The sequence below is a fragment of the Leeuwenhoekiella sp. W20_SRS_FM14 genome (genome assembly GCF_052119605.1).
GTDB lineage: Bacteria > Bacteroidota > Bacteroidia > Flavobacteriales > Flavobacteriaceae > Leeuwenhoekiella.
The window spans coordinates 41,056-57,468 of sequence record NZ_JBGQOK010000007.1 but is presented as its reverse complement, the minus strand read 5'-3'; the positions used below and the strand labels follow the sequence as shown (position 1 = coordinate 57,468).

The 16,413-nt window shown below is 36.2% G+C and carries 15 protein-coding genes; 8 read left to right on the top strand and 7 right to left on the bottom strand.

Annotation, left to right across the window (positions count from 1 at the left end; genetic code table 11):
• Nucleotides 1–51 precede the first annotated feature (51 nt).
• The 6 genes from ACEN25_RS12905 to ACEN25_RS12880 all read right to left on the bottom strand — a co-directional run bounded on the left by ACEN25_RS12905 (nt 52) and on the right by ACEN25_RS12880 (nt 6,726).
• Nucleotides 52–1,002 carry an OmpH family outer membrane protein gene (locus ACEN25_RS12905; protein ID WP_441803281.1) on the bottom strand — a complete coding sequence of 317 codons (951 nt, stop codon included), beginning with the start codon at nt 1,000–1,002 and terminating at the stop codon, nt 52–54.
• A 33-nt stretch (nt 1,003–1,035) separates the two neighbouring features.
• A complete protein-coding gene (locus ACEN25_RS12900; RefSeq protein WP_441803280.1) occupies nt 1,036–3,621 on the bottom strand; it encodes a BamA/OMP85 family outer membrane protein in 2,586 nt (861 codons plus the stop codon).
• Between the two features lie 4 nt (nt 3,622–3,625).
• A complete protein-coding gene (locus ACEN25_RS12895) occupies nt 3,626–4,366 on the bottom strand; it encodes an isoprenyl transferase (RefSeq protein ID WP_441803279.1) in 741 nt (246 codons plus the stop codon).
• A 9-nt stretch (nt 4,367–4,375) separates the two neighbouring features.
• Entirely contained in the window at nt 4,376–5,065 is a 690-nt protein-coding gene (locus tag ACEN25_RS12890) for a DUF6089 family protein (protein WP_441803278.1), read from the bottom strand.
• Between the two features lie 96 nt (nt 5,066–5,161).
• Nucleotides 5,162–6,046, bottom strand: a complete 885-nt coding sequence (locus tag ACEN25_RS12885) for an NAD kinase (protein WP_028377481.1) — start codon at nt 6,044–6,046, stop codon at nt 5,162–5,164.
• Between the two features lie 17 nt (nt 6,047–6,063).
• Nucleotides 6,064–6,726, bottom strand: a complete 663-nt coding sequence (locus ACEN25_RS12880; RefSeq protein ID WP_028377482.1) for a CBS domain-containing protein — start codon at nt 6,724–6,726, stop codon at nt 6,064–6,066.
• 90 nt (nt 6,727–6,816) lie between these two features.
• Here ACEN25_RS12880 and ACEN25_RS12875 point away from each other — a divergent pair, with 90 nt between their 5' ends.
• From ACEN25_RS12875 to clpX, 8 genes are all read left to right on the top strand, one after another.
• A complete protein-coding gene (locus ACEN25_RS12875) occupies nt 6,817–7,530 on the top strand; it encodes a pyridoxine 5'-phosphate synthase (RefSeq protein ID WP_441803277.1) in 714 nt (237 codons plus the stop codon).
• Entirely contained in the window at nt 7,531–8,301 is a 771-nt protein-coding gene (locus ACEN25_RS12870; RefSeq protein WP_441803276.1) for an alpha/beta fold hydrolase, read from the top strand. It abuts the gene before it with no gap.
• A 304-nt stretch (nt 8,302–8,605) separates the two neighbouring features.
• Nucleotides 8,606–9,841, top strand: coding sequence for an OmpP1/FadL family transporter (locus tag ACEN25_RS12865; RefSeq protein WP_441803275.1), 1,236 nt, complete (start codon nt 8,606–8,608; stop codon nt 9,839–9,841).
• Between the two features lie 12 nt (nt 9,842–9,853).
• The gene (locus tag ACEN25_RS12860) at nt 9,854–11,356 is read left to right on the top strand and encodes a G-D-S-L family lipolytic protein (RefSeq protein WP_441803274.1); all 1,503 of its coding nucleotides are present in this window, start codon (nt 9,854–9,856) and stop codon (nt 11,354–11,356) included.
• A gap of 87 nt (nt 11,357–11,443) precedes the next feature.
• Nucleotides 11,444–11,785, top strand: coding sequence for a phage holin family protein (locus tag ACEN25_RS12855; protein WP_441803273.1), 342 nt, complete (start codon nt 11,444–11,446; stop codon nt 11,783–11,785).
• A gap of 94 nt (nt 11,786–11,879) precedes the next feature.
• On the top strand, nt 11,880–13,202 hold the full coding sequence (gene tig, locus ACEN25_RS12850; protein WP_441803272.1) for a trigger factor: 1,323 nt from the start codon (nt 11,880–11,882) through the stop codon (nt 13,200–13,202).
• A gap of 151 nt (nt 13,203–13,353) precedes the next feature.
• The gene (gene clpP, locus ACEN25_RS12845; protein ID WP_028377489.1) at nt 13,354–14,028 is read left to right on the top strand and encodes an ATP-dependent Clp endopeptidase proteolytic subunit ClpP; all 675 of its coding nucleotides are present in this window, start codon (nt 13,354–13,356) and stop codon (nt 14,026–14,028) included.
• A gap of 74 nt (nt 14,029–14,102) precedes the next feature.
• Nucleotides 14,103–15,335 (top strand): ATP-dependent Clp protease ATP-binding subunit ClpX, encoded by a 1,233-nt coding sequence (gene clpX / locus ACEN25_RS12840; protein ID WP_028377490.1) that lies wholly within the window; start codon nt 14,103–14,105, stop codon nt 15,333–15,335.
• 71 nt (nt 15,336–15,406) lie between these two features.
• Here the strand turns inward: clpX and ACEN25_RS12835 are convergent, their stop codons facing one another.
• Nucleotides 15,407–16,408, bottom strand: a complete 1,002-nt coding sequence (locus ACEN25_RS12835) for a TolB family protein (RefSeq protein ID WP_441803271.1) — start codon at nt 16,406–16,408, stop codon at nt 15,407–15,409.
• Nucleotides 16,409–16,413: the final 5 nt, after the last annotated feature.

Sequence of the window (16,413 nt, the reverse complement as noted above, 5' to 3'; positions counted from 1 at the left end):
TTATTTAAGTTTTGAGGGGCCATTATTAAACCTAATGGCAAGGTATTATTTTTAATTAATTGAGTCTTTAATTTTTTTTCTAGATGCTAATATTGAATCTTTTCTGCGTTGTCTTTCTTCTAAAATTTGCTGTCTGCGTTGCTCAGGGGTTAATCCGTCTGCACTTTTAACTCCATTAGGAGGTAATCCCGGCGGGTTACCTGCATTTCTGGTACCGCTTCTGGCATCTCTAATAGAATCCTTTTTACGTTGACGCTCATCTAATAACTGCTGGCGGCGATTGTCAAATTCTTTTTGTTTTGCTGCCTGTACAGAATCACGTAGTGCTCTTCGTTCTTCAATTATGCGTTCGCGTTCAGATAACTTAGCAGCATCTTCTGCTTCTCTTGCTTCCCGCTCTCTTACTTCTTCTAGATCTAAAGACTCATCACGTGCTAATTGTTCTCTGTCTGCTTTAGAATTTACCTGACTGCGTTTTGAAGAACGTTTTATACTTAATAAGACCTGATCACTAATGTCGTTACGTTTATCTGCATACAACATTACTAAATCTGCAGATTTATCAAAAACAAAATCATACTGTCTATTAGCAGAAATTTCCTGAACCGCATTAAAAACCTGATCCTGTATAGGTTCAACTAAAACACTACGTTGTTTCATTAAGTCACCTTGGGGCCCAAATCTCTTTTGCTGATATTCTAAAACTTCGTTCTGAAGAAAACGTATTTCTTCTTCTCTTTCTTTTATAAGTTCTTGTGTTAATAGAACACGCTCATTTTCTAAAGCCGTCTTCATTAAATCAATTTCCTTATTGCGTTTTTCAATTTCATCTTTCCATCCTCCGACTTTAGAATCTAATTGGTTTTGAGCTTCTTGATATTCAGGAATATTCTCTAGAATGTAATTCATATCAACGTAACCTATGCGAATACTACGTTGTGCTTCTGCCAAGAATCCCGTAAATAATACGGTTAAGCTTAGTAAGATAACGTTGTTTCTCATAGTTAAGAGTATATTAGAAAATATCGTGCCAAATTAAAATTGTTGACCAATTATAAAGTGAGTTTCCCATCCGTTAGGGCCACCTACTGTTCCTGGTATAGGATCAAACCCATAACCGAAATCAATACCTAGAAGACCAAACGCTGGCATATAAATACGTACACCGGCACCGGCAGATCTATTCATTAAAAACGGATTGTAATCTTTAAAATTATCAAAAGATGATCCTGCTTCTCCAAACACTAAAGCATAAATAGATGCTGAAGGTTTTAAAGTTATCGGGTAACGCAATTCAAATTCAAATTTATTAAAAACGGTAGCACCATCACTTGCATCCAGGCTAGAATTATCTACACGGTCCTGAGGAAGTACAGATTGATTAGGATATCCACGTAATCTAATTACTTCCCTACCATCTAAGGCATAACCACCTAGACCATCACCACCTAAGAAAAATCGGTCAAAAGGAGGAATACCTCTGTCGTTATTATAGGCTCCTAAGAAACCAAATTCAACTTTAGAACTCAACACTAATTTACCTACCAAAGAAGTAAACCATTGTCCTTCAAATTTAATTTTATAGTACTCTAACCAGTTAAAACGCTCTTGGTCAATTTGTGATATTTCAGTTTGATCTGCAACAGGATCTAAAGAAGCACGTGTGTCGGCTAATTCTTTGTAATCTGTTCCATTCCAAAGCGAGTAAGGAGGTGTTAATTTTGCGGTTAAATTAAATTTAGATCCTGTACGTGGAAAAATAGGGTTAACATCACCTTCATTTCTAGAAATTCCTATTGTATATGCTAAATTTTCTGAAGAACCATTACCAAAGGTAAATAGACCTACATTATAATTTCTTAAATCAAAATGTTGAAAGCTTATAGCATGTGAAATCGTAAAGTAGTTATCAGGAACCTCAAGACGCTTAGCAAGCCCTATAGAACCACCGGTAATTAAGAATCTACTGTCCTTATCTGGTCGTGCATTATTACCACCATTAAAATTATAACGATACTGTATACTGTGCGAAAAGCTTAGTTGTAATTGTACCGGTTTTTTGCCACCTAACCACGGTTCAACAAGTGAAGCGCTATAAGTTTGATAGAAAGTACTGGCCTGAGCTCTTAAACTAAATTTTTGACCATCACCCATAGGTAAAGGTTGGTAGGCATCTTTATTAAATAAATTCTGAATAGAAAAGTTATTGAAAGAAAGACCTAAGGTACCTACAAAACCACCACCACCATAACCACCTTGTAATTCTATCTGGCTGGCTCCTTGCTCAACTAAAGCGTAGTTAATATCAATAGTGCCGTCGTAAGGGTTTGCATTTAAAAACTGAGGATTTAATTGCTCAGGATCAAAGAAACCGGTCTGGCCTAATTCTCTAGTTGTTTGTAAAACGGCTGCCTGGCTATAGCGTTGACCAGGTCTGGTACGTAAATTACGGTAGATAACACGATCTTTAGTCTTGTCATTTCCTGTGATTGTAATACGGTCAAAATAAGCGAGCTTACCTTCTGTAATACGTATTTCAAAATCTATAGTATCGTTTTCTACATTTACTTCTACGGGGTTAATAGAAGAAAATAAATATCCGCTGTTTTTATACAGATTAGAAAGGTCATCTGCATTAGGATCGCCGTCTTTTGCAATACGTTCCTTAAGTAATACACCATTGTAAACATCACCTTTCTCAAGACCCAACTGGCGGGCAAGTTCACGATCTGAATACACAGTATTTCCTAAGAAATCAATGTCTCCTATGTAATACTTGTCACCTTCTTCAAGACTTATTTTCAATGTGATTAAATCTTCGCCACTGTGAATTAGAGTATCTGTAACAATACGTGCATCTCTGAACCCGTTTTCTTTGTATTTATCAACAATTGCAACTTTGTCCTCGTCGTAGTTTTCAGAAATATATTTTGAACGTTTCCAGAAACGTATAAGGTTTTTCTGCTTCGTGTTTTTCATCTGCTTGCGCAGTTTAGCATCAGAAAGCTCCTCGTTTCCTATAAATTCAATGTCTTCAATTTTAACACGGTCACTAAGCTCTACGTTAACTAACATATCTACACGCTGTGACTCTGTAGAATCTTTAGTAGGCCTTGTTAGTATGGTTACTTTAGAATTTAAATATCCCTCTTTCTTATATTTATTTTCAATATAATACTTGGTTTTAGTTATTAAGTTTTCAGTAACCTTTGTTCCTTTATTAAGATCATTATCTTTTATAATGTCTTTTGTTTTCTTCTCTTTAATACCGGTTATGGTAACCTTATTAAGCTCGGGAACTTCTTCAATCTCAAATTTGAGATCTACTTTATCACCATTAATAGTGGCATATAGATTTATATCACTAAAAAGATCTAAATCCCATAGTTTTTTAATGACATTACTAATACGATCGCCGGGAAGATATACAAGGTCTCCGCTTTTGAGTCGCGTAAAGGCAATAACAGTTTGCTCGTTATATTGTTTTGCACCTACAACAGAGATAACCCCTATCTCGTATTGTTTACCATTAGAAACCGGTAAATCGTTTTGTGCTGTTGCTGTTGTAAAACTTATACAACTTAATAAGAAGGCCAAAATTAACCCTGTTTGTTTAGCCATCTGCTTAATTAATTTGCTCACTCGTCTTTCCAAATCGTCGTTCTCTTTTCTGATAATTATAAATTGCTTCGTACAGATGTTTTCTTGTGAAATCTGGCCAGAGCACTGGTGTAAAATAGAGCTCGGCGTAGGCTATCTGCCATAATAAAAAATTACTTATGCGTTGTTCACCGCTGGTGCGTATAAGTAAATCAACATCAGGCAAATCATGAGTGTACAAATGTTCCTTAATGACTGCCTCATTTATTAAATGTGGCGAAATTAGGTTATTTTTAACTTTAAGACTTATTTCCTGCACTGTTTTTATGAGTTCCTCCCTAGAGCCATAGCTGAGTGCAAGCGTTAATCGTAATCTTGAATTATTTTTAGTTTTTTCTATAACCTCGGTTAATTCACGTTGCGCTTTATCAGGTAAACTAGATAAATTTCCTATTGCGTGAAGAGATATGTTGTTGTCCTGAAGTGTTTTAATTTCCTTCTTTAAGGAGGAAACTAAAAGCTTCATCAAGGTGTCTACTTCGAGTTTTGGACGATTCCAGTTTTCTGTTGAGAAAGCATAGAGTGTTACGCAAGGAACACCAAGTTCTGCACAAGCCTCAATGGTTTCTTTAACCGCCTTTGTGCCTTTCTGGTGACCTTTAACACGTAATAATCCCTGGTTTTTAGCCCAACGACCATTACCATCCATAATCACAGCGATGTGATGGGGTAGTTTATCGTGATTTATTTCGTCTAAAAAATCCATTGTATATACTTAAAAGCCGCAATAACACGGCTGCCTTCCAAAGGTATAGGTTACTGTAAAACCTGTAAACATATACCAATCTTTATTATTTATGTTACCAAAATAATTAATGTTATCACCATCACCGGGATAGCTTCCATCTAAATTATCCGTAAATGTATAACGGGCTCCAATTTCTGCAGCAACTACTATAGATGTTGTCACTAATGCCTTAAACCCGATAACCATTGGGATTGCAATATTTCCTTCAGAACCTATATTAACCAGTGCATTTTGATCTGGGTCTAAGGCAAAATTGTCGTGGTAAAAGTAAGTAAAACCGCTATATAAATAAGGAGTAGCAGGTTTACTGAAACTTTTATGCATATCAAACTCCCAAAACGTGTATTCTATACCTAAAGAAGCTTCAATAAATGTAGAGTTAAATTTATAATCGCGCTGTTGCCTTCTTGCGTCATCACTATCGCTATCTGCAGCTTCTAAATTTGCAACCACGACACTGGCTCTAAATGCGTGACGCGGACTACGATTCCATTTTGCAATACCACCTATAAAAGGAGCGTTAGGAGCTATGTAATTTGATTTTCCTACATCACCTATAAAGTTAGTACCCCCGCCATACAAACCTATTTCATAGGTCTGGGCCTCAACAGCTAGGTGACAGAGCAAAGCAATTAGTAAAATTGATAAATTCCGCATAGGTTTTAAAAGTTTGCAAATATAGCAATATTGTTTACGCAGACTCAAAATGATTCTGTAGTCTTTTGGTAAACAAGATAAGAGCGTTTTTATTGCCTAGTTGCGCTTGTCTTCACCCCAAAGTAGTTTTTTTCTGAGGGTGGTTAAGAACGTGTCTTCTTCTAGAAGTACCAGCTTAATTTTGAATGGTGCTTTGGTAAGTGTGATTTCTGTTTCAATAGGGAGTGTGGCTATTCTCGAATCTAACGATACAAGATGCTCGTGTTCTCTACCACTTACTATTAATTTTATCTCTGTTTCGTCAGGAACTACAATGGGTCTTGCATTTAAATTGTGTGGTGCTATAGGTGTTATGATAAAACTAGAAGTCATAGGTGTAATTACCGGCCCACCGCAACTTAAAGAATAACCTGTAGAACCTGTAGGTGTAGAAATGATTAAACCGTCTGCCCAGTAATTTGTTAATTTCTCTCCGTTTAAATAAGTGTCTACAGAAATCATAGATGTTGAGTTCTTTCGGCTTACGGTTACTTCATTTAGAGCAAAGTTTAACTCTTCAAAGTTTTCATTAGGGCTGGCAGTTTTGATCGCTATTAGTGAGCGTTCAGAAATACTATAGTTATTTTTCAGTATTTCTTCAACAGAACTTACCAGTTTTTCTTTTTGAACAGTAGCTAGAAATCCTAATCGTCCTGTATTAATACCTACGATAGGTATGTTTAAATCGCGCACATAGGTGACGGTTTGCAGTATAGTACCATCACCCCCTATGCTAAAAAATAGATCATAACTTGTGTCTAATTCTTCAAAAGTGCTAAAGTGTGAATATGTTTTATTAATGTCGTCATTCTCGTGAATAAGACGTAGAAAGTTCTCTTCAATAATAACTTCGACACCTTTTTGATCAAGCAGATCGAGTAACTGTTGTACATAATGACCTGAATTCTCGTGGTAAAATTGACCGTAGATACCTACTTTCATATTGGGCAAGTTTAAACTTATATGTTTAGGTATTTTTCAAGGTATTGAGAGCGTTCCCTCAAATCTTTTATAAAGGCATCTTCCTGATGTTCTGAAATTACCACATAGCCATAGCGTCTAAATGCTTGAAGAATGGTATTAAAACTAGTATTGCCTCCTATCTTGATTGAGATTTGAGCAACCTCGTTTTTGATTTTTGAAATAAAAGCTCCTAATACTTTACCATCATTGCTTTCAACAATTTGGCTTATTTCGCTAAAACTATAATCGTGAATACCGTGTTCAATAACAAGAATGCTTCCGGGTTCATTAAGAAACGGAGTGTTATTAAAATAGGTCATCACATCTGCCAGTTCATAATATCCCAGATAAGCTCTCGTAGTTTCATCAAGAACAGGCATTAAATTTGTGTTATTTTGAGCAAAAGCTTCTAAGACATTAAGCCAGTTTGTATCTGTGCGCACAAAAAAGATTTCATACATATGTGCATTGTCTGCTATAACCCCATCAGCCTCGTGGCAATGTACATCATTTTCATTGAGGCATCCTACGTAAACACCTTCTCTAGTAATAGGTACGTGCGAATAGGTAGTTTGGCTAAAGAGTTCTTGCGCATCTCCCATAAGAAGGCGCTCATCTATAGGGTCTATATCTTTTATTATGAAGTCTGTTATTTTCATAGCTTAGGCTAAATGCAATTTAATTAAAAAAAAGTAAGGTGTTAGGCTGTGCTACTTCGTATTTTTGCAAGCAAAGTTACAATTATTGAAATGACAAAATTAAGTGTAAATGTTAATAAGATAGCCACTTTGCGTAACGCAAGAGGCGGTGATGTTCCTAACCTTATTAAAACCGTCAAAGATATAGAAGGCTTCGGCGCACAGGGTATTACGATTCACCCGCGGCCAGACGAGCGACACATACGGTATCAGGATGCTCGTGATTTAAAAAATGTGGTTACGACAGAACTTAATATTGAAGGAAACCCGGTAGAAAAGTTTATAAACCTAGTGTTAGAGGTGCGTCCAGATCAGGTAACACTTGTGCCAGATTCTGTAGATGCAATTACCTCAAATGCGGGTTGGGATACTGTAAAAAATAAGATTTTTCTGAAGGAAGTTATAGACGAATTTAGGCGTAACGGGATACGAACGTCGATATTTGTAGATCCTGTTCCTAAAATGATTGAAGGAGCAAAGCTTACAGGTACAGACCGCATAGAGTTGTATACTGAAGATTTTGCGACTCAATTTAAAAACGGACAGTTAAGCGCGGTTAAGCCTTATGTTGAGGCCGCTTTACTTGCTCAGGATTTAAATTTAGGTTTAAATGCGGGACACGATTTATCATTAGATAACATTCAGTTTTTTGCAGATAGTATACCAGATTTACTAGAGGTTTCTATAGGGCATGCACTAATTGCTGAAGCGCTTTATAATGGTTTAGAACAAACTATTAAATCCTATTTAAAAGCATTGTCATAAATGATTTTACACAGTAATATTTCTGGAGAAGGTAAGGCTTTTGTTATTCTACACGGTTTCTTGGGTATGGGCGATAATTGGAAAACACTAGCCGGTCAATTTGCAGATACCGGTTACGAGATGCATTTAGTTGACCAGCGCAATCACGGCAGAAGCTTTCACAGTACTGTTTTTAATTATGAAGCGCTTGCGGAAGACTTAAAAGCATACTGTGATTATAAAGGGTTGACAAAAATTATTCTTTTAGGGCATTCTATGGGCGGTAAAACTGCCATGTTGTTTGCTATGCGTTATCCAGAACTAATAGATAAATTAATAATTGCAGATATAGGTCCTAAAGAATACCCACAGCATCATCAACAAATTCTCGAAGGTTTACAGGCATTGTCAGCTAGTTCTGACGCTAGATCTTCACGTGGTAATGCAGATACTTTTTTAGAAGCCTATATTTCGGACTGGGGTACGCGCCAATTTTTACTGAAAAATTTATACTGGCAAAAAGATAAAACACTTGCTTTACGTGTAAATCTTCCGGTTTTAGTAAATGAAATAGAGGCAATAGGTGAAGCACTTCCTACGCAAACTATTTATGAAGGTGATACGCTGTTCTTAAAAGGAATGAAATCAAATTATATCACCGAAAGTGATGAGAATTTAATACACGCTCATTTTCCTAATGCTGAAATTATAGGTATTAAAGATGCCGGTCACTGGTTGCACGCAGAAAATCCCGAAGATTTTTACGACGCAGTTCTGAATTTTCTAAATTAGAAAGTTAGATACATAGAACGATTTTTTAATGGTGATTTGTTAATTTATTAAATAGTTAGGATTAATATTAGTCCTATTCTCAATGGTGTTTTGTAATTTTTAATTGAGAATGAAAATTTTATACGGTTAAGATTAATAAATTATTAAGAATAGTTATTACAACTCCCGAATTTTTCATAAAATTGCTTTCTCATATTTATTATGCATACATAATAAATATCGTGATAAACCTGCTTAAAATTTATAAGATTCCTAATTTTAAGCGTTCAAAATTTAGATTTTAATTTTTAAACCCCTTTAAAGCATGAAGAAAATTTTATTTACGTCTTTATTCTTGTTCTCTTTCGCGATAACGTTTGCGGGAGGCTATAGAGTAGGACTTCAAGGGCAAAGAGCTCTTGCGATGGGTCACACGGGTGTGGCTTATGTAAACAGTGCTGAGATTGCATTTTTCAATCCGGCAGGTTTAGTGTATTTAGAAAATAAGATAAATGTTTCAGCCGGTGGTTTTGGCGTTTTTTCTGATGTAGCTTGGCAAAACACAAGTACGGGTCAATATTCTAGTACAGATAGCCCGGCAGGTACTCCTTTTTACGTATATGGTTCGTATGCATTAAATGAAAGACTCAGTTTAGGTTTGGCAATTTATACACCTTACGGTAGTGGGGTAGAATGGCCTACAGACTGGGCGGGATCACATTTAGTTAATAATATTGATCTTGCTGCCATATACATTCAGCCTTTAGTTTCGTTTAAAATTAGTGATAAATTTAGTGTAGGTGGTGGTCCTATCTTTGTTACCGGTAGCGTTAACTTCAATAGAAATGCAGATAGAACATTAACAGATTTAGAAGGAAACCGATCTAATATCACTGTAGATGATTCTGGAGTTACAAACTGGGGCTGGTCTGTAGGAGCTATGTTTAATGTATCTGATAATTTTACGCTAGGTGCAAATTACCGTTCTGAAATCATATTAAAATCTACTGAAGGAACTGCAACATTTGCAAACTTCCCAGATTCTCCTTTAGTGCCTGCTAATGGTGATACAAGTTTCACAGCTTCGCTGCCACTTCCTGCAGAGTTAACAGTTGGTGCAACTTACGAGCGCGAAAAATGGGCGTTTAACGTAGATTATACTCGTACCTATTGGGATGTTTATGAAGATCTTGATATTGTTTTTGGTAATGGTCGCGAGTCTATAAATCCACGGAATTATAAAAATTCATCATTGTACAAATTTGGAGTAGCGTATGAAGCAAGCGAAAAATTCTCGTTAAGAGCTGGTTATTATTTTGATGAGTCACCAGTGCGTTCTGGTTATTTTGCTCCAGAAACTCCTCGTAATGATGGTAACGGATTTACTGCTGGGCTTTCTTATCAGGTTTCTAACAGCTTTGCAATTGATGCATCTTTCTTATACCTGCGTTTTAAAGAAATTGATGAATCCTATGATTATGTAAGTGATGGTTCTTCTTTTGGAGGTACTTATAAATCAAGTGCATTTGTTCCTGGGATTGGTTTAACGTATAAAATGTAAAAAATAGAAATGATGAGAAATTATATAAAATATATGGCGCTGTCTGCCGTGTTATTAACAGCGTGTGAGGCAGAGTTAGACAATCCTATCGAAGATGGTGGGGTTTATACAAGTGGTTCTGCAGACTTTTCAAATTTTGTTTCTGTAGGTAACTCATTAACTTCAGGTTATGCTGATGGTGCATTATATCTTACGGGACAACAAAATAGTTTTCCTAATATTCTTGCAGGTCAGTTTGCATTAGCCGGAGGTGGTGAATTTAAGCAGCCCCTGGTAAATGACAATCTAGGCGGGTTATTAGCGGGAGGTAATCAAATTACTGAAAATCGTTTTGTATTATCGGTAGGTGCCAGCGGTAATCCTGGTCCTGTACGCCTAAGCGGGTCACCAACTACAGATATCTCAAACGTACTTACAGGGCCGTTTAATAATATGGGTGTTCCTGGAGCTAAAAGCTTTCATTTAGTAGCGCCAGGTTATGGTAATATTGCCGGTGTTACTGCAGGAGCTTCAAACCCTTATTTTGTGCGTTTTGCTTCAAGTGCAAATGCAACTATTATCGCAGACGCTGCTGCTCAAAGTCCTACTTTCTTTTCGCTATGGATAGGAAATAACGATATACTTAGTTACGCAACCAGTGGTGGAGTAGGTGTAGATCAAAAAGGAAATTTAGATCCCTCTACTTATGGGGCAAATGATATTACAGATCCTCAGGTATTTGCAAGTGTTTATTCTCAGGAGTTAAACGCACTTACTGCAACAGCAACAGGAGGAGTAGTGTTTAATATTCCTGATGTAACTTCTATACCTTATTTTACAACTGTTCCTTATAATGCTATTCCTTTAGATGCTGCAACTGCAGCTGGAGTTAATCAGGCGTATGCACAATATAATGGTGGGATGGCACTTTATGCAGCAGGAGGAGCTATAACTGCAGCAGAACGTGATGCACGAACAATAAATTTTGTTGAAGGTCAAAATGCTGCTGTTATCTTAGACGAGAGTCTTACCAATTTACCAAACCCTGCAGCTCCAGGCACATTTTTACCAAAGCTTAGACAGGCAACGCCAGATGATCTATTCGTATTAACTGCCTCAAGCATATTAGGTACTCTTGCAAATCAAAATGATCCTAACAGTGTTATAGGTGTAGGCGCACCTGTAACTGATCAATATGTTCTAACTCCTTCAGAACAAGCATTAATATTTGCGGCTCAGGCATCTTATAATACTACAATTGCTGCTTTAGCTCAGGCTAATGGTTTAGCTTTTGTTGATGCTAAGGCAATTTTAAACCAGTTAGCGACAGGAGGTATTACATTTGATGGAGGGTCTTTAACATCAACATTTGCTACAGGTGGTGCTTTTTCTTTAGATGGTGTACATCCTACTCCTAGAGGTTATGCGTATCTGGCTAACCAGGCGATTCTGGCAATTAATGCAACCTATGGTTCAACAATTCCTACAGTAAATGTGGGTGATTATAATACAATTTCAGTAAGTCAAAGCAACTAAACTGTAATTATTTAAAATGCAATTTTGAAGAAATCGCTGCTCTAATGAGCGGCGATTTTTTATTTTAGGGTTAAATATTAAGATATTATGAAAACGCTTGTAAAATTAATTCTAACCGCTCTTGCAGTAATTTTTTTAGGGTATTTACTTCCGGGTGCCAGTGTAACTTCATTTATGACTGCGCTAATCGTGGCTATAGTAATTGCACTTTTGCGACTAATAGTAAAACCCATTCTCGTGGTTTTAACATTGCCTATAACCGTGTTAACATTTGGTATTTTTTTATTGGTTATCAATGCGGTTATTATACTACTTGCAGATTATTTTGTGAGCGGTTTTGCAGTAGATGGATTTTGGTGGGCGCTAATTTTCAGTCTTCTTTTGTCGCTCTTTCAATCGTTACTTTTTGCGTTAATTAAAGAAGAATAGAAGTCAACTGAACGCCAAAGCCTTAAAACTTTGTAAGGATGCAAAAAAGATGTACTTTTGCACTCCAAATTTTATAGGAAAATTCCACTAGAAGATGAATATTACACGAGAGAATATTGATGAGTTAAATGCAGTATTGAAGATAGATATTGCTAAAGAAGACTATAACGAGAAAGTACAAAAGGTACTTAAAGATTACCGTAAGTCTGCAAACATTCCTGGATTTAGAAAAGGTCACGTACCTATGGGGCTTGTTCAAAAGCAATATGGTAAGGCGATTTTAGTTGATGAAGTAAATAAGCTTTTACAAGATAGCTTACAGAAATATCTTACAGAGGAGAAGCTAGATGTTTTGGGCAATCCATTACCTAAAGATCAAGGAGATTTAAATTGGGATTCTGATGATTATTCATTTGAATTTGAGTTGGGCTTAGCTCCTAAGTTTGAAGTTGATCTTAAGCCAAAAAAGGCTATTAAAAATTATACAATAGTTGTTGATGAGGCAATGGTTGATAATCAGATAAAAACGATTCAGAAGCAATTCGGAAAACTTACAAGTAAGCAGGAAGTAGCTGCTACAGATGAGGTTACGGGTAGTTTTGTAAATGAAGAAGAAGGTTTTGATAAGAAAACCACTTTTGAAGTAGAAAAACTAAAGGGTAAAGCGAATACTTCAGCTTTTGTAGGAGCAAAAGTAGATGATGTTGTTACCGTTTTTACTAAGGGTCTATTTAAAGAAGCGGGTGATTACAGAACATTTTTAGGTTTATCTGAAGAAGAGGCTACAGAGAAAAACCTTGAAGTTTCTTTTAAGATTGAAGAAATCAATCACAGAGAAGCTGCAGACTTAGATCAGGAGCTTTTTGATAAATTATACGGTCCTGGTGTAATTAACAGCGTTACCGAATTAAAAGATAAAATTAAAGAAGAAGGAGAAGGTCAATTTAAACAACAGAGCGATCAGCAATTGCTTAATGATGTTACCGAAGCTTTAATTGAAAATACAAAATTTGATCTTCCGGCAGAATTTCTAAAAAAATGGATTCAGCGCAGTGGAGAGAAAGAACTTACTGCTGAGCAAGCTGAAGAAGAATATGCACGTTCTGAAAAGGGATTGCGTTACCAGCTTATAGAAGGCAAAGTTATTTCAGAAAACAAATTGCAAATCACCTTCGAAGAGATCAAAGCGTATGCTAAAGAAATGATCAAAGCCCAGATGGCTCAGTTTGGTCAAAATGATCCGGCAGATGAAGAGTTAGAAGGTATTGCGGCACGTATTTTAAGTAATCAGGATGAGGTTAAGCGTCTTTCTGAGCAGCTTATGAATAAGAAATTGCTTGATTTCTTCAAAGAAAATGTGAAGCTAGAAGAGAAGGAAGTGACCTTTGACGCATTTGTGAAAGAAGTTTACAACTAGTAATTCTCTGATATAAATAGTATATTTAGGCGTTTTAACTGTAAGGTTAAGACGCTTTTTTTTACTAAGGATATAAAGGTGTTACTCGCACCTTTTTTAATGAAATTTAATTTTAGGATTATAGTGAACCTAGAACTTTGAAAAGATAACTATGAATTACTCAGAAGAATTTAAAAAATACGCAGTTAAGGATCAGGGTATAAACAGCATGTATTATGATAAAATCATGAGCAGCATGTATCCTGTGGGGCTTACCCCAAATATTATAGAAGAGCGCCAGATGAATGCGGTTGCTATGGATGTGTTCTCACGTCTAATGATGGATCGTATTATATTTTTAGGTACAGGTATTAACGACCAGGTGGCAAACATTGTACAGGCACAATTATTATTCTTAGAGAGTACAGACGCTTCAAAAGATATTCAAATCTATATAAACTCACCGGGAGGTAGTGTTTATGCAGGACTTGGTATTTATGATACGATGCAATTTATAAAACCAGATGTAGCGACAATTTGTACAGGAATGGCAGCCTCTATGGGAGCTGTTTTACTGTGTGCAGGCGCAAAAGGTAAACGTAGTGGATTAACCCATTCACGAGTTATGATTCACCAGCCTATGGGTGGGGCACAGGGTCAGGCCAGTGATATAGAAATCACAGCAAAAGAAATACTAACCCTTAAGAAAGAGTTATACAATATTATAGCTAAGCACTCAGGACAGTCTTACGAAAAAGTCTATGAAGATAGCGATCGTGACTACTGGATGAAAGCAGATAAAGCACTTGAATACGGAATGATTGATGAGATTCTTGCAAGAGAATAACATTAGTTTAGTACTAGTTGAAGTGAATTAATACTGGTTTTTAAATAGGTATTTAAAAATCGAATTGAAGAATTATGGCGAAAGAAGAATTAGAATGTTCCTTTTGCGGCAGGAAAAAGCCGGAAACAAGTTTGCTTATTGCAGGACTTGATGCGCATATTTGCGATAGATGTATAGAACAGGCTCACGGAATCGTTCTGGAAGAAGCAAAAGACACTAATAAAAAAGGATTAAACAGCGATCTTACATTAAAGAAACCTAAAGAAATTAAAGAGTTTCTTGATGAGTATATAATAGGTCAGGACTTTACAAAAAAGGTCATGGCTGTTGCGGTTTACAATCATTATAAGCGGCTGCTGCAACCAGATTCTGATGATGATATTGAGATACAGAAGAGTAATATTGTTATGGTAGGTCAGACCGGTACCGGTAAGACGTTAATGGCTAAGACCATTGCAAGAATGCTCAATGTACCTTTGGCTATTGTTGATGCAACAGTATTAACTGAAGCAGGTTATGTAGGTGAAGACGTAGAAAGTATTTTAACACGACTATTACAGGCAGCAGATTATAATTTAGAAAAAGCAGAACGTGGTATCGTATTTATTGATGAGATTGATAAAATCGCTCGTAAGGGTGATAATCCTTCAATCACACGTGATGTAAGTGGTGAGGGTGTGCAACAGGCGCTTTTGAAACTTCTGGAAGGTACCGTAGTAAATGTGCCGCCAAAAGGGGGGCGTAAGCATCCAGATCAGAAATTTATTGAGGTTAATACAGAGCATATTTTGTTTATTGCAGGTGGTGCCTTTGATGGTATAGACCGTGTAATTAGTAAGCGTCTTAATATGCAGGCTGTAGGTTTCAGCGCAAGTAAGAGCGACGATGTTATAGAGCGTGATAATCTACTTAAATATATTATACCTAAAGATCTTAAAGACTTTGGACTAATACCTGAAATTATAGGAAGGTTACCTGTGTTAACACATATGGATCCTCTTGATGCTGCAACGCTTAGAGCAATTCTTACAGAGCCTAAAAATGCAATTATCAAGCAATATGAAAAGTTATTTCATATGGATGATATTGAATTTGAAATTACAACAGATGCCCTTAATTATATTGTTGAGAAGGCAATTGAGTATAAATTAGGTGCTCGGGGATTACGCTCTTTATGTGAAGCTATATTTACCGATGCAATGTTTGATCTGCCAAGTTCAGATATATCTTCTTTTAAAGTAGATAAAGAATACGCAGAATTTAAATTGGAAAAATCTACAATTAAAAAACTGAAAGCAGTTTCTTAATTTTAGATTGTAAATAAAAAAAAAAAGGGCTGTTACTCGAGTAACAGCCCTTTTTTTATGTGTTCTATTGATTACGGCTTCACCGAAAAACTATAAATATTCGGGTTTTTGCTCAATGCATTTTCGTTAGAGCTAAAATACCCAGTAGTTTCTGAGGTAGTAATAAAGCCAAATTCATCAAAAATGCTATTTATACTAGAGCCTAGATTTTTTGCTCTGCTATAGTTTCCAGAGCTTACATAACATTGAAACAAATCAAAACCTCCATAACTTTCTTTTCGGTTTGAGGCAAAATAGAGCTTGGTGTTGTTAACGTTTAATGTTGGGTAGTTTTCATCATGTTCACTATTAATAAAAGCTCCTAGATTTTCAGGTTTACCTACTATTCCATTTTTAAAAACTGTCACAGCATAAATATCATAACCACCGTAACCACCCGGCATATTACTCGCGAAATATAATTTTTTACCATCTGCACTTAACCAGGGATTTTCAATAGAGTATTTGCTATCTGCAAGAACAATTAATTTTTCATTTTGCCAGGATTTGGCAAATTTACTTGATCGTTCTGCAGTGTAGATTTGATAACTATTGGGTCGTTCGGGTGAAGTTTTTGTGAAAAAGACGCGGTTTTCATCTTTTGAAAAGGTGATTCCCCCGTGATTATCTGTTCCCATAAATGCATCTTTTAAAATATGCGGTTGTGACCAGTTATTATCATTTTTTGTAAATCCTATTAGCTTAAAATCACTTTGATCTAGTATGGTGGTGATGCCGCTTCTGGCTGATCCTATTTTGCGTTTTGACACTACAATAAGTTCATTCTGAAAAATACAACTAGCGTACTCAAAGGCAGCGGTGTTTAAAGAAAGCTCTTCGGTTTCAAAAGCAATATCTGCTTCAGCGTTATGGTTTATTTCGGGAGATGGGTTTGGTAGAATTGTATAAGCCAGATCGCCTTTTTTAGACTTACTTTGGCCCAGCAGTAACAAAGAGTGTAATGTTACTGCTAGCGTCAAAGTTGCTAACTTCTTAAAGTAAGCGTGATGTGAGTTATGATTTGTTAGGTTCAAGTTAG